This window comes from Streptomyces sp. NPDC050704 (assembly GCF_040654355.1).
In the GTDB taxonomy this organism is placed as follows: domain Bacteria; phylum Actinomycetota; class Actinomycetes; order Streptomycetales; family Streptomycetaceae; genus Streptomyces.
This window is the reverse complement of record NZ_JBFAHW010000033.1, coordinates 62,135-78,440: the sequence shown is the minus strand read 5'-3', so window position 1 is coordinate 78,440 and position 16,306 is coordinate 62,135. Positions and strand designations below refer to the sequence as shown.

At 70.3% G+C, this 16,306-nt stretch carries 17 protein-coding genes; 10 read left to right on the top strand and 7 right to left on the bottom strand.

Going from position 1 to position 16,306, the window contains the following annotated elements:
• Nucleotides 1–20 precede the first annotated feature (20 nt).
• On the top strand, nt 21–476 hold the full coding sequence (locus AB0I18_RS20855; protein WP_363107017.1) for an SPW repeat protein: 456 nt from the start codon (nt 21–23) through the stop codon (nt 474–476).
• A 121-nt stretch (nt 477–597) separates the two neighbouring features.
• Here the strand turns inward: AB0I18_RS20855 and AB0I18_RS20850 are convergent, their stop codons facing one another.
• Entirely contained in the window at nt 598–1,389 is a 792-nt protein-coding gene (locus AB0I18_RS20850) for a metalloregulator ArsR/SmtB family transcription factor (protein ID WP_363107016.1), read from the bottom strand.
• A gap of 136 nt (nt 1,390–1,525) precedes the next feature.
• On the opposite strand from AB0I18_RS20850, the gene AB0I18_RS20845 reads away from it, so the two are divergent.
• The 5 genes from AB0I18_RS20845 (at nt 1,526) to AB0I18_RS20825 (ending at nt 5,439) form a co-directional block, all read left to right on the top strand.
• On the top strand, nt 1,526–2,746 hold the full coding sequence (locus AB0I18_RS20845; RefSeq protein ID WP_363107015.1) for an aminoglycoside phosphotransferase family protein: 1,221 nt from the start codon (nt 1,526–1,528) through the stop codon (nt 2,744–2,746).
• Between the two features lie 90 nt (nt 2,747–2,836).
• Nucleotides 2,837–3,397: a GNAT family N-acetyltransferase gene (locus AB0I18_RS20840; RefSeq protein ID WP_363107014.1), complete on the top strand. Its 561-nt coding sequence runs from the start codon at nt 2,837–2,839 to the stop codon at nt 3,395–3,397.
• A gap of 80 nt (nt 3,398–3,477) precedes the next feature.
• Nucleotides 3,478–4,041, top strand: a complete 564-nt coding sequence (locus AB0I18_RS20835; RefSeq protein ID WP_363107013.1) for a hypothetical protein — start codon at nt 3,478–3,480, stop codon at nt 4,039–4,041.
• A gap of 74 nt (nt 4,042–4,115) precedes the next feature.
• Complete coding sequence (locus AB0I18_RS20830) at nt 4,116–4,385, top strand: GlsB/YeaQ/YmgE family stress response membrane protein (protein WP_363107012.1); 270 nt, start codon at nt 4,116–4,118, stop codon at nt 4,383–4,385.
• A 172-nt stretch (nt 4,386–4,557) separates the two neighbouring features.
• The gene (locus AB0I18_RS20825; RefSeq protein ID WP_363107011.1) at nt 4,558–5,439 is read left to right on the top strand and encodes a GNAT family N-acetyltransferase; all 882 of its coding nucleotides are present in this window, start codon (nt 4,558–4,560) and stop codon (nt 5,437–5,439) included.
• A 16-nt stretch (nt 5,440–5,455) separates the two neighbouring features.
• Here AB0I18_RS20825 and AB0I18_RS20820 read toward each other — a convergent pair whose 3' ends face one another.
• The 4 genes from AB0I18_RS20820 to AB0I18_RS20805 form a co-directional block, all read right to left on the bottom strand.
• Nucleotides 5,456–6,235 (bottom strand): GNAT family N-acetyltransferase, encoded by a 780-nt coding sequence (locus AB0I18_RS20820; RefSeq protein WP_363107010.1) that lies wholly within the window; start codon nt 6,233–6,235, stop codon nt 5,456–5,458.
• Between the two features lie 61 nt (nt 6,236–6,296).
• Nucleotides 6,297–7,028 (bottom strand): 2OG-Fe(II) oxygenase, encoded by a 732-nt coding sequence (locus tag AB0I18_RS20815; RefSeq protein ID WP_363107009.1) that lies wholly within the window; start codon nt 7,026–7,028, stop codon nt 6,297–6,299.
• Nucleotides 7,029–7,106: 78 nt separating this feature from the next.
• Complete coding sequence (locus AB0I18_RS20810; protein WP_363107008.1) at nt 7,107–7,628, bottom strand: methylated-DNA--[protein]-cysteine S-methyltransferase; 522 nt, start codon at nt 7,626–7,628, stop codon at nt 7,107–7,109.
• Nucleotides 7,629–7,750: 122 nt separating this feature from the next.
• Nucleotides 7,751–9,115 carry an SGNH/GDSL hydrolase family protein gene (locus AB0I18_RS20805; protein WP_363107007.1) on the bottom strand — a complete coding sequence of 455 codons (1,365 nt, stop codon included), beginning with the start codon at nt 9,113–9,115 and terminating at the stop codon, nt 7,751–7,753.
• A 424-nt stretch (nt 9,116–9,539) separates the two neighbouring features.
• Here AB0I18_RS20805 and AB0I18_RS20800 point away from each other — a divergent pair, with 424 nt between their 5' ends.
• Both AB0I18_RS20800 and AB0I18_RS20795 read left to right on the top strand, forming a co-directional pair.
• Nucleotides 9,540–10,031: a nucleoside deaminase gene (locus tag AB0I18_RS20800; RefSeq protein ID WP_363107006.1), complete on the top strand. Its 492-nt coding sequence runs from the start codon at nt 9,540–9,542 to the stop codon at nt 10,029–10,031.
• Nucleotides 10,032–10,248: 217 nt separating this feature from the next.
• On the top strand, nt 10,249–11,319 hold the full coding sequence (locus AB0I18_RS20795) for an acyltransferase family protein (RefSeq protein WP_363107042.1): 1,071 nt from the start codon (nt 10,249–10,251) through the stop codon (nt 11,317–11,319).
• Here AB0I18_RS20795 and AB0I18_RS20790 read toward each other — a convergent pair.
• Both AB0I18_RS20790 and AB0I18_RS20785 read right to left on the bottom strand, forming a co-directional pair.
• Nucleotides 11,316–12,173 (bottom strand): GNAT family N-acetyltransferase, encoded by an 858-nt coding sequence (locus AB0I18_RS20790; RefSeq protein WP_363107005.1) that lies wholly within the window; start codon nt 12,171–12,173, stop codon nt 11,316–11,318. The genes AB0I18_RS20795 and AB0I18_RS20790 overlap by 4 nt on opposite strands.
• Nucleotides 12,174–12,460: 287 nt before the next feature.
• Nucleotides 12,461–13,183: a chaplin gene (locus AB0I18_RS20785; protein WP_363107004.1), complete on the bottom strand. Its 723-nt coding sequence runs from the start codon at nt 13,181–13,183 to the stop codon at nt 12,461–12,463.
• Between the two features lie 274 nt (nt 13,184–13,457).
• On the opposite strand from AB0I18_RS20785, the gene AB0I18_RS20780 reads away from it, so the two are divergent.
• Together AB0I18_RS20780 and AB0I18_RS20775 are read left to right on the top strand one after the other, a co-directional pair.
• A complete protein-coding gene (locus AB0I18_RS20780; RefSeq protein ID WP_363107003.1) occupies nt 13,458–15,026 on the top strand; it encodes an alpha/beta hydrolase in 1,569 nt (522 codons plus the stop codon).
• 78 nt (nt 15,027–15,104) lie between these two features.
• The gene (locus AB0I18_RS20775) at nt 15,105–16,202 is read left to right on the top strand and encodes a chemotaxis protein (protein ID WP_363107002.1); all 1,098 of its coding nucleotides are present in this window, start codon (nt 15,105–15,107) and stop codon (nt 16,200–16,202) included.
• Nucleotides 16,203–16,306: the final 104 nt, after the last annotated feature.

Below are 16,306 nucleotides of genomic sequence, written 5' to 3'. Positions count from 1 at the left end.
GAGAACGAAGGAGACGAGTCATGGCCGACGTCTCACACACCAGAGGTGACATCACCAGCCACCCTGATGTAACCGAAATGCGGGACAGGTACGCCCGCATGCTCGGTGGTCGCGATGTGGCACTCGTGGACGGACCGGTGTTCCTGCTCGGTCTGTACTGCGCCACCTCCCCGTGGATTCTCCACTACACGACAAGCCAGCCCGCCCTCGTGACCCACAACCTCATCATGGGCATCGCGATAGGCGTACTGGCCCTCGGATTCACCACCACCCCGGCACGGATGTACGGCCTGAGCTGGGCCATGTGCGCCATGGGCGTGTGGATGATCGTGTCGCCCTGGATCGTCGGCGACAGCCCTGACGCGGGTGTCGTACTGAACAACATCATCATCGGAGCTCTCGCCCTGGTGCTGGGGTTGTTGTGCACGGCCGCGTCGGCGAAGACACAGCGGACAACAACTACACCGCCGGCGTAGCAGGACGCCGGCACGGATGAGGAACCCCGACCGGTCCGAGGCGCTGACGTCGCGGACCGGCCGGCCCATGGGCACGCGGCTCCGGCGCCGGGCCGCACCGCCGAAACTCAGGTACCGAAACTCAGGTACTCGGCACCAGCCACGGCTCCTGCGGCAGCGGACTGCCGGTCTCCAGCAGGGACTTCAGGTTCGACAGGACGGCCGCCCAGCCGGATGCCGCCTCCGCCGCCTCGGCCTCGTCGGCGAGGTCCTCGTGGGTGACGGTGAGCCGGACGATCCCACCGTGCGGCCTGATGTCGAAGGAGACCCGGGAGTACTTGTCCTCCTGGCCCTCGTCCTCGGGCGCGGCCCAGGTGGTCACCAGCCGGGTGGGACGCTCGCTCTCCACGACGGTGCCGACCACGTCGGCGATGCCCGAGCCGTCCGTACGCCGATGCTCCCACCGGGAGCCGGCCCGCCGCCAGTCCTCGCAGACATTGCTGTGGCCCCAGTAGGCGGCGGTCAGGTCGGCGTCGGTGAGCGCGTCCCAGACCTTCTCGGGCGTGCTTGCGATGTAGGTGACATACACATACGTCGGCTTGTCGGTCATGTCTTCCTCGGCTCGTCGCTTGACTGCGCCCAGCACACGCAGACGCGGGCGCTCGAACTTGTCGATCCACCGCTCCTGGATCTCGTGAAGCGGTACGGGGTTGAGGTAGTGCAGCCTTTCCCGCCCCCGCCGCACCACGCTGACCAGGTTGGCGGCCTCCAGGACGGCCAGATGCTGGGTCACGGACTGGCGGGCCATGTCGATGCGCTCGCACAGCTCCCCCAGCGTCTGCCCGTTGTGCTCGTGCAGCCTGTCGAGCAGTCGCCGGCGTGTCCCGTCGGCCAGCGCCTTGAACACCTGATCCGTCTCCGAGTGCCTCTCCACCTCTGAACCCTTCTCCGATCGCACACTCAAAGTTATGCAGGCAATTGCCTGCATGTCAATCACCGGACCGCCTCAGCCGACCGGCGCGGCACGAAATTCACTGGCCGAGCGCGGTCGGGCCGCTCACACTGACGCGGTGAGCCGAACTTTCAGTGCGTGGGTGACGTCGGGTGAGGACTTCCTCGGCGTCGTCGGCCCCTTTCCCGTCGACGTACCGTGGTGGTCCGAGGTGGAGCCGGTCGTGCAGCGGCTGCAAGAGAGCCTCGGTGTACCGGTGTTCGTGTTGCGTCTGCTGTCCGTGGAGGGTGGCGAGGGCGCGCGGGACGGACATGTGACGTACCACGTCGAGGCGTTGGAGCGTCCGAGCATGCTGCTTCAGCTGCCCGCCGAACCAGCGGTGTTCAACGGTTACGAGGCGCTGCGGGCGCCGTGGGCACGGATCGACGGGCTGCGGGAGCTGCTCGACTGGTCGACGGGCACGCTGGCCGCGGCGGGGCGGCCGGTGACCGGGCCCGTGGAGCAGCGCCGCACCTGGAACCTGGCCGGGCTCTTCCGGCTGCCCACCGCCCGAGGTCTTGTCTGGCTCAAGGCCACGCCGCACTTCGCCTCCGTCGAGGCGGCGGCCATCGCCGCGTTCGCCCGCGTCGATCCGGGGCTGGTCCCGACGGTCCTCGGCTCCGCGGGCGGGCGCCTGCTGATGGAGCACATCCCGGGCGAGGACTGCTGGCAGGCGTCACCGGAGACCGCCGCCCTCGGTGTGCGGCGCTTCGTCGCCGCCCAGGCGGTGCTCGCCACACGGCCGTGGGATCGCCCCTCCGGCCTGCCGGACCGTCGTACATCCGTCTTCGCCGAGCGCGTCCGGGAGTTGCTCGACGGCCCGGTCTCCGGCCTGCTCACGGCCCAGGAGCTCACCGTCGTACGGGAGTTGGCCGGCCGCTGGTCCCTGCTCGACGAGTGCGGTCTGCCGGACACGGTCGTGCACGGGGACTTCCACCCAGGCAACTGGCGCAGTGACGGCGGGCCGCCGGTGATCGTCGACTTCGCCGACGCCCACTGGGGGAACCCGGTCCTGGACGGGCTGCGCGTCTACTCCTTCCTCCCCGACGCCGTTCGCGCGGGTGCCGCCCGCGCCTGGGTGGACGCGTGGCGGGCGGAGGTTCCCGACAGCGATCCGGCCCGCGCCCTGGCCGTCGCCGAGCCGCTCGCGCATCTCGCGTACGCCGTGCGCTACCAGGAGTTCCTGGACGGCATCGAGCCGTCGGAGCGGCCCTACCACGAGGACGATCCGGTGTCGTCGATCCGCCAGGCCGTGCGCTGCGCGGCAGCTCCCGACCAGGAGCTCGGAGCCTGTGTCTGAACCCCCGCCTGCGCCCCGACGCCCGCCACGCGCTGAACCGACGACGACGCACCCTTGGCCGCCCGTCCGCGCGCGAGGCACGATCGATTCATGGACAGCCCGCTGACTCTCGCTCTGCCGCCACACCTGCGCCTCGAAGGGTTCGGGCTCCACCTGCGCGAATGGTCCGAGGACGACATCTCCGCCCTGGTCGAGTTGTACGACGACCCGGAAGTCGCTCGCTGGACTCCGGTGGCCTCGCCCTTCGACACCATGGCGGGTCAGGTCTACCTCGCGGAGGCCCGTGAGGCGCGGGTACAGGGGCGCAAGGTGCAGCTCGCGATCACCACGGACGGTGTCCGGCCCCTGGGCGAGGTGCTGCTGTTCCGCAACAAGGCCGACGAGCGGGATGTGGAGATCGCCTACGCCGTCGGCGCCGCCCACCGGGGCCGGGGCCTGGCCTCCCGGGCCGTCCGCCTCCTCTCCGACTACGCCGTGCGCCACACGGATGCGCGGCGTGTGGTGCTGTGCATCGAGGAGGGCAACACGGCCAGCGCCGCCGTCGCCCGGACCACCGGGTTCACCCTCACCGACGACGAGCCCGTCCTGCGTATGTCACGGGGCCGGGAGATCACCCTGCGGACGTGGCGCCTCACCGGCGAGACCGGCTGACGGTAGACCGGTCTGAGGGACGTAGAACCGTCGGGGAATCTCGATCGCGCCACGCCACCCCCAACCGGCAGGCTGCTCCCATGGGTCATGCGGAGGTTCTGCTCATCGGCGGACGTGCGGGAGTCGGGAAGTCGACGGTCGGGTGGGAGGTGTCGGCCCGGCTACGGACGGCGAAGGTCGCTCACGCGGTGATCGAGGGCGACTTCATGGGTCAGGTGCATCCGGCACCGGACGGCGACCCGCACCGGGCCGGCATCACGGAACGCAATCTGACGGCGGTGTGGGGGAACTTCGCCGAGCTCGGCTACCGGCGCCTCGTATATACGAACACCGTGAGCGTCCTGGCCGCGGCGGCCGGCATGTTCGAGCGGGCGATGGGCGCGGACGTACGGCTCGTACGGGTGCTCCTCACCGCCACCGACGCCACCGCCGCCAAGCGGTTGAAGGGGCGGGAGCTCGGCTCGGAACTGGAGCAGGAGTTGAAGGGCAGCGCGCACAAAGCCCGGCTGTTGGAGGAGCGGGCACCCGCGGACACCGTACGGGTGGCGACCGACGACCGCGAGGTGATCGACGTCGCGCGCGAGGTGCTGGCTGCCACCGGCTGGGTCGGCAGTGACGGACGGGGCGGAGACGGCGTCGAGTGAGCCGCGCCTTGTGGACTGCACTCACGACCAGGGGGAACCCATAGCAGCAAGGAGTATGACGAAGAGGGGCTGAGATGGAGATCTCGGGCATTATCAGTGCCGTCGTGATCGGAATCGTCATCGGCGTGCTGGGCCGGCTCGTCGTCCCCGGACGTCAGCGCATCGGCATTCTGTGGACGATCGCGGTCGGCATCCTGGCAGCGCTGGCCGGCACCGCCGTCGCGGGCGCGTTCGACGTGGCCGACACCGACGGGGTGGACTGGGTCGAATGGCTGATCCAGATCGGACTCGCGGCAGTCGGTGTCACGGCCCTGGACCGGTCGAAGGCGGGCCGCCGCCGCTGACCACGACGGTTACCGGCGTTCTTTCGTGTGGGGTCGCGCTCTCGCGGGGCCGCACCGCGTCACCGCCGTCAGTCATCGGCGTACGACTACGCGAAAACCAGTTGCAGACGTTCTCCGTCACGGCTAGCGTCTGCGGGCTTCGGCCCGTACCGCAACCGTGACGGAGACGTCTTTGCCGCATCACATCACCGCGCTCACCGACCCCGAACCCACCGCGTCCAGCCACCGCTTGGCGTGGCTGGCGTCCGACGAAGAGGGGGCGCCGGTCGGATCCGCTTTCCTGCGGCTGTTCACCAAGGAGGGGCAGGAGCATCTCGCCGAGCTCGAGATCTCCGTACACCGGACCGAGCGACGGCGGGGTGTCGGCAGTCGTCTGCTGGACGCGGCCGTGGCGGCGGCCCGGGACGAGCGGCGCCGGTCGCTCCTCGCCCAGGCCCAGGACGGCTCCCCCGGCGACCTCTTCCTCTCGGCACGCGGCTTCCGGAGGGTGCTGGCACTGACGTACGCCCGGCTTCCGCTGGCCGACGCCGACCTCCACCGCATCGGCGAGATCGCCGAACAGGCCCACGAGGGCTACCGGTTGACGCAATGGGACGGCACGGTGCCGCCCGAACTGGCGCAGACCTTCGCCTGGTCGCGACGGGCCATGGACGACATGCCGATGGACGGGACCGACTACGGCACGGTCGTCTGGGACGTGGACCGGGTGCTCTCCGCCGCCGAGGCGATCGCCAAGCGGGGCGAGCTGCTGCACACCGTCGCCGTGGTGGACACGGCGGACGGGTCGATAGTCGGTTTCTCCGAGCTGGTCGTCCCCGGCGACGGCCGGGGCGACGCACAGCACTACGGGACCGGCGTGCTGCCCGAACATCGTGGCCGCGGGCTCGGCCTCTGGATGAAGGCGGAGTCGATCCGCCGCGCACGGCAGCGGCATCCCGAACTCGGCGGTCTGCTCACCGACACGGCCGACAGCAACACACACATGCGCGGCATCAACGACGCCCTCGGATACGTGCCCACGCACAAGGCGGTGGAGTACCAACTCGACCTCTGAGGCGGTGTGCCTGCGCCTACGGGGCCGCGTGGACGTACGGCGTGGTCGTGGTGAGGGATGCGAAGCCGAGCCGTCGGAGGATGGGGCGGCTCTGGTCGGAGGCGTCGACCTGGAGGTAGCGGTAGCCGCGGTCGGCGGCGATGCGGGCACGGTGGGCGACCAGGGCGCGGTAGATGCCGCGGCCGCGCCAGGCCTCGACCGTGCCACCGCCCCACAGGCCCGCGAACCGCGTGCCGGGGGTGAGTTCCATACGGGCCGCGCTCACCGGCACGTCACCGGCGAGGGCCACGACCGCGACCACGGTGTCCGGAGCCGCTTCGAGCTGTGCGAGCAGCTGATGGCGGAACTGGGACTTGTCGGTGCCGAAGGCCTGTTTCTGGACCTCGGCCATGAGGTCCACGCCCGCGCGGTCGGTGATGGGCCGCAGTTCGACGCCCTCCGGCGGCTTGGCGTCGAGGTCCAGCTCACCGCACTCGGCGATCATCAGCGTCTCCTCGGGCTCGGAGGTGAACCCGGCCGCGCGCAGCCGCTGTCCCAGGTCGTACGGCCTGTCGTGCCCGTACAGCTTCCACTCGAACTCGCGGACGAGCCCCGCGAAGTGGCGCACCTGCTCGGCGATCACCACGTCCGCGTCGGCATCCGCGAGGTCCGACCAGAGCACTCCGCTCCAGCCCTGTTCGGGGCCGATCTGCCGCACCACTCCCTCGACCCGCTCCACCACGGCGCCGGGGCTGTCGGCGCGCGCGTTCTCGCGCATGTCCCGGTCGAACAGTGCCAGTACCGCTTCGTGATCCATCCGGCCACTTCAGCATCCGCGGGTCGACCGGGCAACGGAGTTTCCGGCGACACGGGCGGCGCTAAGCGGCTTCGTGGAAGACCAGGCCGAGCGTGCGTCGTCGTCCGGAGCGGACGGTGCTCACCCCGTGCCGCATGGGACCGGTGGACCAGCCGCGCTTGGATGCCACGGGCCGGTCGCGGGTGGTGAAGATCAGCCCGTGGCCCTGCAGCAGGGTCGTGGACGATCCCCTGGACTGGGCGCGCGGTCGCTGCTCGGTCATGAGGAACTCACCGCCCGTGAAGTCGACTCCGGGGGCGTCCAGGCCGATGACGACCTGGAGCGGGAAGAGCAGGTCACCGAACACGTCCCGGTGCAGGGCGTTCCAGTCACCGGGGCCGTAACGCAGCAGGATCTGAGCGGACTTGGTCTGCCCGGCGGCATGGCACCTCGCCACCCACTCCCCCAACGTGTCGGGCCAGGGCGCGGGTTGGCCCAGCTTTGCGGCCCAGTCGCGGGCGACGGGCAGCAGCAGCGGGTAGAACGCCTCGCGCAACTCCCGTACGACATCAGGCAGTTGGTGGGTGAAGTAGCGGTACTGGCCTGAACCGAAGCGGTGGCGGGCCATGTCGATGGTCGCGCGGAAGCGGTCGGGCTCGTCGTACAGGGCGGCGATCTCGTGGCACTGTTCGGGCGTGAGGAGCGGACCGGTGAGCGCGTTGCCGTAGGCGTTGAGTTCGCCGGTCAGCGCGTCCCGGTCCTGTGCCGCGACCCGGTCGCCGACGCGGCCCGCTCGGAGCATGGTGTCGGTCATGGTGAGGGTCTCCTTCGTGGTTCCCCGGCGGTGCTTCACGCGGCGGACCGCCAGGGACTCGGTCTCAGGTCTCAGGTCTCAGAGGAGGGTCGGCTGCAGGACGCCCTCGTGGGTGAGAAGGCGGACCTTGCGCTCCACGCCGCCGGCGTAACCGCGCATGGTGCCGTCCGCGCCGATCACGCGGTGGCACGGACGCACCAGGAGCAGCGGGTTCGCGCCGATCGCGGCGCCCAGGGCCTGGACCCGCTCACGGGGCAGGCCCAGCCGCTCGGCGAGTTCTCCGTACGTGGTCGACGTGCCATACGGAATCTCCTCAAGCGCGGACCACACGCGCCGCTGGAAGTCCGTGCCGCCGCCCGGAGTGAACTCGACCTCGAACTCGGTGAGTTCACCGGCGAAGTAGGCGGCCAGCTGCCGGGTGACGGACGTGAAGCGGTCCGGTTGGCGCGACCAACCGGACCGCACCGTGGGGGCGTTCCGCTGACCGGGCATGGACAGCGACGTCAGTGTCACACCGTCCCGGCTCTCTTCTCCGACCAGCAGCAGTTCGCCGAGCGGACTGTCCGTCGTCGTATAGGCGGTCGTCATGTGGACGGTCATCGTCGCTTCCCCTTCGTTCGGCTTTGTTCCACCTCCCAGAGTGGGGCGTTTCGATCACAGGTGCTGGCGGGATTCGGACGTCACTCTGCGGACGCGCCGTCCCTTGTCCTTCGAGTCGCCTCTTACTTGAAGAAGCGCAGCGGCACCGCGCGGGCCATCGCCTCGCGGCCCGCGTCGTTGGGGTGCAGGTGGTCGCCGCTGTCGTAGGCGGCGAGGAGTTGTTCGGGGTCGTCCGGGTCACGGAGTGCGGCGTCGAAGTCGACGACTCCGTCGTACTCGCCGCTGGTGCGCAGCCAGTGGTTGAAGGTCTTGCGCGCGGCCTCGTTCTCCGGGGTGGAGAAGCCGAGCGTGTCGTTCTTGAACGGCGTGATCGTGCCGCCGTAGATCCTCAGTCCGCGTTCGTGGGCGCGGGCGATGAGCTGACGGTGGCCGTCGATCAGGTCCTGGGCGGTCACCTTCTCGGAGAGCGGGGCGATGTTTCCGGGGTGCCCGAGGTCGTTCACGCCGATCAGGACGAGGAGATGGCGGGCGCCGGGCTGGGCGGCGACATCGCGGTCGAAGCGCTTGAGTCCGCTCTCACCGAAGTAGGCGGCGTATGCCTCGGCGGGGTTGCCGGCGGGCGGGTTGGGGTCGTGGAGCAGGCGGTTGCCGCTGATGCCCTTGTTGAGGACGCCGACGGGGTGGCGTGGGCCGCCGGGACCCTGGAGGCGCTGGGCCAGGTAGTCGGACCAGCGGTGGTTGGTGTCGACGGTGCTGCCGGCGGTGATGGAGTCGCCGAGCGCGACCAGGGCGGATGCGCCTGCCGTGCCGGCCGAGTCGGTCGTGTCGGCCGACCGGGCGGCGGTGGCACGCACGCTGACGCCGGTCAGGAAGTACCACCGCTCGGTGACGGACTCGGCCTCGATCTTGGTCTCGCCCGTGACGTTGCCCGCCGCGACGTAATTGCGCTGCGAGGCGAAGGCGTTGACGGTGGACCCCGGGGTGCTCTCAGGAAGGTAGAGGCTCACGACGAGATCGGAGCGCGCGGGCACGCGGAGCGTGACGGGATCGCTGAGCGCGGGCGATCCGGCGGGGATGGACACGGCGGACTTGCCGCCGAAGGTCAGCCGTCGGTCGCTGCCGGGCTCGATGCTCGCGTTGTCCGTGCCTGCCGCACGGCGCGCGATGTACACTTCGCCGATCTTCAGCGCCTGCTTGCCGAACTCGTTCGACAGCCGCACCCGCAGGGCGTTTCCGGCGATGCTGGTGTGGATGATCTGCCGGATCGTCTGCTTCTCGAAGGTCGTGGTGTCCGACCTGGGCACGGTGGTGGGGGCCGTCGCCCAGGTCCCGGTCCAGGCGGCAGTCGATGCGGCCCGCGGCGCGGCTGCGGGAGCCGCGGACTCGACGGAAGCCGCCGACGCCGTGGGAGTGAGGGACACGCCTCCCAGCAGCAGGGCTCCGGCGAGTAAGGCGGAAAGTCTCTGGCGAACGGTCAGGTGCTTCACGTCGGTCTCCTCGTCGTCCGGGAGGAAGCGGGCGGTCAGGCGGTGACGCAGAGGTTCGGCGGCGCACAGGCTCGAAGCCAGGGGCGATCAGCCCCGGCGGGCGGGCAGAATTCGCAGAGAGTCGTTTCGAAAGTTTCGAGGCACTTTACGAATGAGCGGGTGTGACGATAGAGAGAGCTGTTACTCGCGTCAAGGCATCGAATCAGTGGGAAGCCGAGCGGTCTCCGGCCTTCCGGCCTTCCGGCCTTCCGGACTTCCGGTGAGATGCGCTGGTGTCCGGCCAGGCCGGGGAGGTGCGGGCTCGCCTTCACCATTCTGGGCGCGGCGTTCCACGGACCGACCCGGTCGGATATCGGTGGGCTTCAGGGCGCGGACGGATCTAGTCTGCACCCCGGAGAGCAGGTCCGAGGAGGGTGGGTACGGCATGGTGGACGAGGCCGAGCTGAAGCATTTGCGCCGCTGTGTGGAGCTGGCGGCCGAGGCGCTGGAGGCCGGCGACGAGCCGTTCGGTTCGGTGCTGGTGGGGGCGGACGGCACGGTGCTGGCCGAGGACCACAACCGGGTGGCCTCCGGTGACCGCACGCGCCACCCGGAGTTCGAGCTGGCGCGCTGGTCGGCGGCGCACATGACGCCCGAGGAGCGGGCCGCGGCGACCGTCTACACCTCAGGCGAGCACTGCCCGATGTGCGCGGCGGCCCATGCCTGGGTGGGACTGGGCCGCATCGTGTACGTGGCCTCGTCCGAGCAACTGATGTCCTGGTTCGACGAGTTGGGCGCCCCGGCTCCCCCGGTACGCACCCTGCCGATCCACGAGGTGGCGCCCGGCGTGGTCGTGGAGGGGCCGATCCCGGGGCTGGCCGACGAAGTACGCGCTCTGGTCAGGCGTTTCCTGCACGTCCTTCACGCGGAGGACTGAGTTCCGCCGGCGGAGGCCGCCACCAGCCGCTCCGCCGCCGCCCGGAGTTCGGCCCCGTGGACGCCCTGGAGACGGCCTTCGACCGGGCGGCCGGGCGAATGTGAACGTCCGGGACGACTGAGCCGTATGCGATGGGGCAGGCGGATGGAATCCGCTCATCGATTCGAGGCCTGGAGACGAGGTGCCCCAAGACTTACCGGCCGCCGCATCCGCGACGCTGCCGAAACCACCGCCCGCGAGGCCGGCCAAGCCCGCCGCCGCCCGGGATCCGTACTTCGACAACGCGAAGTACCTCACCATCGTGCTGGTGGCCTGCGGTCACGCCTGGGAACCGCTGACCCACGGAGGCAGGGCGGCGACGGCGGCGTATCTGACCGTCTACGCCTTCCACATGCCGGCGTTCGCACTCATCTCCGGCTATTTCTCCCGGAGTTTCGACATGGCGCCGGGACGGGTGCGTCGGCTGCTGACGGGCGTCGTCGTGCCGTACCTCGTCTTCGAGACCGCCTACACGCTCTTCTACCGCTGGGCGCAGGACGATCCGGGCTATCCGTTCAGCCTGCTGGACCCCTGGTACGTGATGTGGTTCCTGGTCGCGCTCTTCATCTGGCGGCTGACCACTCCGATCTGGCTGGCGCTGCGCCACCCGGTGCCGGTCGCGATGGGCTTCGCCATGCTGGCCGCGGTCTCACCGGATCTGGGCGGGGACATCTCGATCCAACGGACCCTGGGATTCCTGCCGTTCTTCGTGCTCGGACTGACGCTGCGGGCCGAGCACTTCGACCGGCTGCGCACCTGGCGCGTACGGCTGCTGGCGCTGCCGGTTGGCGTGGTCGCGCTGGGGGCGGCGTACGCGGTGGCGCCCTGGTTCGACACCGGGTGGTTCTATCGCCGCGGCAGCGTCGCCGGCCGAGGCGTGCCGGAGTGGGTGGGGCTGTTCAGCACGCCCGCGCTGTTCGTCCTCGCGCTCGTCCTGACGGCCTGCTTCCTCGCGTGGGTGCCGGGACGTCACCTGTGGTTCACGGCTCTGGGCACGGGCACGATGTACGGCTATCTGCTGCACGGTTTCGTCATCAAGACGTCCCGCTTCGAGGGCTGGTACGACCATGCCTGGCTGCACACCCCACTCGGCCAACTGGCCGTCACGGCGGCCGCGATCGGACTCATCACGCTGCTCTGCTCGGCCCCGGTCCGCTCCATGTTCCGCTTCGTCGTCGAGCCGCGCATGACATGGCTGTTCAGCCGCCCCGACGAGGTCGCGAGACCTGAAGCCCGCCCGCCGCGCTAGCCCAGTTCCAGTGTGGTGACTCCGTGGACGCGGTCCGTGGCGTACGGCCGGACGGGCCCGGTGTACATCCGGGCCGTCTCGAACGACGGGGTGAGACCGTGCGCCTCGGCGAGGGCGACGCTCGCCGTGTTGGTCTCGGGGATGTCGATGGCGATCCGGCGTCCGTCGGCCTCGTCGGCCAGTGCGGCGAAGAGCGCCCGGGCGTCGTCGGGAGTGTCGGCGAACAGGGGCCCGATGCGTAGGCAACCGAGGGCGGGCCGGATCACGCCGTAGCCGGTGAGCCGCCCGTCGACGACACGGACCAGGGCGCGGTGCCCGCGGCCGGTGACCCACTGCTCCACGAAGCGCGGCCGGTCGGCCGGGAAGCAGGCGCTGTCGTACGCCGTGATCGCCGCGAGGTCCGCCGCGTCGGCGGGCCTGACGCCACCGCCCACGAACGTCCCCGTGGCGGGGACGCCTGCGAACCGCACGGTGTTGTAGGCGGGTTCGAACCCGGACTGGCGATAGTTGTCCTGTTGTGCGACCACGCCGTCGAGGCCGATCGTCCGGTTGCCGGCGTGGGCGAGGGACGCCTTCCAGGTGGCCAGACCGTAGCCGCGGCCGCGCAGGTCGGGGCGTACGAGATAGCAGCCCAGGAAAGCGTAGTCGGCGCCGTAGTTGACGACGGAGATCGCCGAAACCGGCTCGCCGTCGATCCTGCCGAGGAAGAAGCCCTCGGGATCCTGCGCGAAGAAGCACGGGCCGTCGGACGCCCCCGGATCCCATCCTTCGTCCGCCGCCCACCCGCTGATCACCGGCCAGTCGTCGAGCGAGGCCTGCGTGACGATGAGGTCGTGGGAGGCGGGAGAGGTCATCGATGCGTTCCATTCGTCGGGAGAGGGAAGGGGCGACGGAGTGCGGTGCTCGGCGGTATGTACGCACCATCCTTCCCGGCCCTCGAACCGCACCCGGTGGTAATCGGCCAGGGTGCGGACCGTTGTTCAGACGGCCACGGGGGCGAGCCGGGGAAGCCTGTGGCGAGGGGGCGGAACAGGGAGTTTCCCGAAGGCAGACCCCACCGGTCGCGCACCCGGTGGGGTCTGCGGTCCGCAGCGGCGCCACTCGGCCGCGAATCGGCGCGGCGGTCGGCTGCGGGATCGATTCAGCGCCCTGCCGAGTGGCTGGGCTGGGCACGACCAGGGAGTTGCGGGGACGGCGCACGGAACCGTCGGTACAGCACGGCCCCGCCCAGCATCAGTGCCGCGCTCGCGGCGACCGTGGGACCCGTCAGGTCCATGCCGGTGTGGGCGAGGGAGTCGCCGGGCTGTGGCGGCGCGACGGGTCGTGGCGGCTCAGGAGGCTGCGGGGTTGCCGGCTTCCTCGGCGGTGGGGACGGCTTCGGGACGGCGGGCCCGGCCGGAGGGTGCGGCCGTTCCCCGGGGGTGTTGGTGGACTCGTTGCCGGCGGCGGCGTTGCCGATGCCGACGACGTTGACCGAGTTGCCGGTGACATTCACGGGGAGCTGAACCGGGAGCCGCACACCGTTGCCGGAGAGCACCCCCGGCGAATCCTTTCCGCTCCCGTCGGCGACGGCACCGGACAGATGCTTCGCGTCGCCCCTCCCGGTGTCGCCCGTGGTGCCGCCGCCCGCGTTGGCGCAGCCGTTGCCCGCTGCCGGATTGAGGAGCCCGGCCGCGTTCACGGTGTTCCCGCACACGTTCACCGGAACGTGCACCGGGAGCTGGATGGTGTTGCCGGAGATCAGCCCGGGTGAGTCCCCGGTGGCGCCGCCCGCCGCGGAGTCCGCGTACACCGGCATCGTCACGGCCACGGCGCCGGAGGCGGCGGCCGCGATGATCAAACCATTTCGGGTAACCCGTTTCATAGGTTCCCTGCCTTCCAGACATGGTCGCGGGCGTTCGCCCGCACCGGTAGAACGCGGCCGAACCATGCGAGTTATGGCTTGTCCGCCTTTCACTCGATCGGGCGACACGCTTATCGAACTTGCCCGCTCCAGGACCACGGCGGGGGACGCGCGGCGCGCAGGGTAAGGCCTCCGCCGTCGGTTCGCTCGCCGAGAGGCGTGGTCGACAGCGCCCCCTTATCGTGATCGAGGGGAAATCCCCGGCCGTGGGCCGGGGCGTTCCGGGAGGCCTGTCATGCCGTCCACGCACCAACGCCGCGCGCTGACCTGCGCCGTGACGCTGGCCCTGTTGGGAGCCGGGCTGCCGTCGATGGCCGCAGCGGCCGCCGACCGACTCGACCGGCCCGACCTGTCCCGCTTCTACGACCAGAAGATCGACTGGTCCGACTGCGAGGGCGACGGCGTTCCGGAAGATCTGCAGTGCGGGAAGGTGACCGTCCCGCTCGACTACGCGAGGCCCGCCGAAGGGACGCTCGATCTGGCCATGGCCCGCTTCAGGGCGGCGGGCGGGTCCCGGGGCTCGGTGCTCCTCAACTTCGGCGGCCCCGGCGGGCCGGGAGTCGGCCAACTGGCCGCCGGTGGCGAGGACTTCATGGGCCTGACGGAAGGCTACGACGTCGTGACCTTCGACCCGCGCGGTGTCGGAAGGAGCTCGCCGGTCAGCTGCGGCGAGGGCACGGAGGAGGCCTTGGACGCGACGGCCCCCGACGTGGACGACAAAGGCGATGATCCGCGCGCCTCCCTCGACCTGCTGCGGAAGGTCGCCGCCGCGTGCGCCGAGCACTCCGGTCCCGTGCTGCCGCACATCGGCACGGTCAACGCCTCGCGCGACCTGGACGTGATGCGCCAGGCCCTCGGCGACAAGAAGCTCAACTACCTCGGCTTCTCGTACGGAACACGGCTGGGCGCGGTGTACGCGGCTCAATTCCCCAAGAAGACAGGCCGGTTGGTCCTCGACGGCGTGGACACCCTCATCGAACCGGTGAGCGAACAGGGCATCGCGGGTGCCGAGGGCCAGCAGACGGCGCTGGAGGATTTCCTCAACTGGTGTGTCGAGGACATCAATTGTGCGTTCGGGCAGGACGCGCGCTCGGCCCGGGAAGGCGTGGTCCAGCTGGTCGGCTCGCTGGACGAGAACCCCGTACCGACGGACTTCGGCGAGCAGTTCTCGGGCCAGGACCTCGTGGGCGCCATAGGACAGGCCCTTTACAGCAAGGAGTTGTGGCCGACCCTCTCGCACGCGCTCAGCTCGCTGGTCCAGGACGGTGACACCCGGGGCATCATGGGCTTCTCGATGGGCTTCTCCATGGGCGGCAGCACCATGCCCGGCGACGGCGGGCTCGTGGACGAGGGCGACATCCCGCTCGACAACCTCCCGGCCGCCCTCATGGCCGTCAACTGCGCGGACGATCCCGACCGCCCCAGCGCCGACCAGGTCACCGAGGACATCGACACACTGCGCGCCGAGTACGAGCATGCGTCGCCGGTCTTCGGCGAGTACCGGCTCACCCAAGTACTGATGTGCTACGGCCGCCCCAAGGGCACCACTTACATCCGCGAGGACGTACGCGACGTCGACACCCCGAAAATGCTCCTCGTCGGAACCCGCGGCGACCCCGCAACCCCGTACCGCTGGACCGTGCAGACCGCGCGACGACTCGGCTCGTCGGCCGTCGTCCTAGACAACAAGGGCGAGGGCCACACCGGGTACATGTCCTCGAAGTGCGTACACCGGAAGATCGACGCCTTCCTGCTCCACGGCTCGCTGCCGGACGACGGGAGTTCCTGCGGGCCGGAGGAGTGAAGGGCCTCTCCCGCCGGCCTGTTCCTCCAACCTGTTCCTCCGAATGCCCGACCTTCGATTCGGTCATATGGTGCATATATGGAGCATGCTCTCAGCCCCACCACACTCACCGAGCTGCGTCGGCCCCGGCCCTATCCGGCCGTATCGGTGCTCACACCGACCCACCGCCGTGAGCCCGACAAGGCACAGGACCCCGTCCGGCTGCGCAAGGTGGTGACCGAGGCGAGAAAGCAACTGGAAGCCGACCCCGGAGTCACCCGGGAGCGGCGGATGGATGTGGTCAAGCAACTCGAACAGGCGCTGGCAGAGGTCGATCTGGCGCACGTCGAGGACGGCCTCGCGATCTTCGCGGCTCCCGGAGAGCACCAGGTGTGGTCGCTGGCCCGGACCGTGCCGGAGCGCGTCGTCCTCTCGGACACCTTCCTGACCCGCAATCTCGTCGCCGCGCAGGCCGCCGAGCGTCCGTTCTGGGTGCTGGCCGTCTCCGCGGACCGGATCTCCCTGTGGAGCGGCGGCACGGGACATGTCACCGAGGCCCGGACCGCGGGCTTCCCACTGGCGCGGAGCCTGGAGGACCCGGACGCCGAGCGCAAGGAACGCGTCGGTGACCTGCCCAGTACCTTCCGCGACGAGCGGACACGCCATTTCATGCGGGCGGGCGACACCGCCCTCGCCGGTCTGCTGCGCACCGATCCGCGACCGGTGTACGTCACCGGTGAACGGGCCGCGCTCGCCCTTCTCGACGAGGTCGGCACCGTCGGCAGGGACGCCGTCCACGTCCCGCACGGCGGCCTCGCACACGCGGGTCCCGACGCCGTGTGGCAGGCGGTCCGCCCGCTGGTCACCGCCCAGGACCGGGAGCACGCCGACACCGTGACGCGGGAGCTCGAAACCGCCCGGGGCCGACGGGCGTTCGCCGCGGGCGTCGACGAGGTGTGGCAGAACGCGACCGCCGGCCGCATCCGGCTGCTGGCCGTCGAGGAGAACTACCGCGTGACCGTACGTGACGACGGTGGCGACCATCTGGTCCCGGCGGAGAGCGACGACCTCGACGCCCGCGACGACATCGTGGACGAGATCGTCGAACAGTGCCTCGACACCGGCGCACAGGTCCGCTTCGTCCCCGACGGCACGCTCGACGACGCACAGGGCATCGCCGGAGTGCTGCGCTACTGACTTCGGTGGGGCTCTCGTACGCAGGACTTACGACTCACCGCCTACTGGCTTCCCGGTCCGGGCGGCGCGTCCACGGCGGTATCCGCCGAACTCGCAAGCGAAGT

Bases quoted from the DNA above. Each gene is read 5' to 3' on its own strand.
- AB0I18_RS20830 (WP_363107012.1), top strand. From the start codon at position 4,116: ATGGAGATCTCGGGCATTATCAGTGCCGTCGTGATCGGAATCGTCATC.
- AB0I18_RS20775 (WP_363107002.1), top strand. From the start codon at position 15,105: ATGGAGCATGCTCTCAGCCCCACCACACTCACCGAGCTGCGTCGGCCC.
- AB0I18_RS20810 (WP_363107008.1), bottom strand. From the start codon at position 7,628: ATGACCGTCCACATGACGACCGCCTATACGACGACGGACAGTCCGCTC.
- AB0I18_RS20855 (WP_363107017.1), top strand. From the start codon at position 21: ATGGCCGACGTCTCACACACCAGAGGTGACATCACCAGCCACCCTGAT.
- AB0I18_RS20815 (WP_363107009.1), bottom strand. From the start codon at position 7,028: ATGACCGACACCATGCTCCGAGCGGGCCGCGTCGGCGACCGGGTCGCG.
- AB0I18_RS20790 (WP_363107005.1), bottom strand. From the start codon at position 12,173: ATGACCTCTCCCGCCTCCCACGACCTCATCGTCACGCAGGCCTCGCTC.
- AB0I18_RS20820 (WP_363107010.1), bottom strand. From the start codon at position 6,235: ATGGATCACGAAGCGGTACTGGCACTGTTCGACCGGGACATGCGCGAG.
- AB0I18_RS20785 (WP_363107004.1), bottom strand. From the start codon at position 13,183: ATGAAACGGGTTACCCGAAATGGTTTGATCATCGCGGCCGCCGCCTCC.
- AB0I18_RS20840 (WP_363107014.1), top strand. From the start codon at position 2,837: ATGGACAGCCCGCTGACTCTCGCTCTGCCGCCACACCTGCGCCTCGAA.
- AB0I18_RS20835 (WP_363107013.1), top strand. From the start codon at position 3,478: ATGGGTCATGCGGAGGTTCTGCTCATCGGCGGACGTGCGGGAGTCGGG.
- AB0I18_RS20800 (WP_363107006.1), top strand. From the start codon at position 9,540: ATGGTGGACGAGGCCGAGCTGAAGCATTTGCGCCGCTGTGTGGAGCTG.
- AB0I18_RS20780 (WP_363107003.1), top strand. From the start codon at position 13,458: ATGCCGTCCACGCACCAACGCCGCGCGCTGACCTGCGCCGTGACGCTG.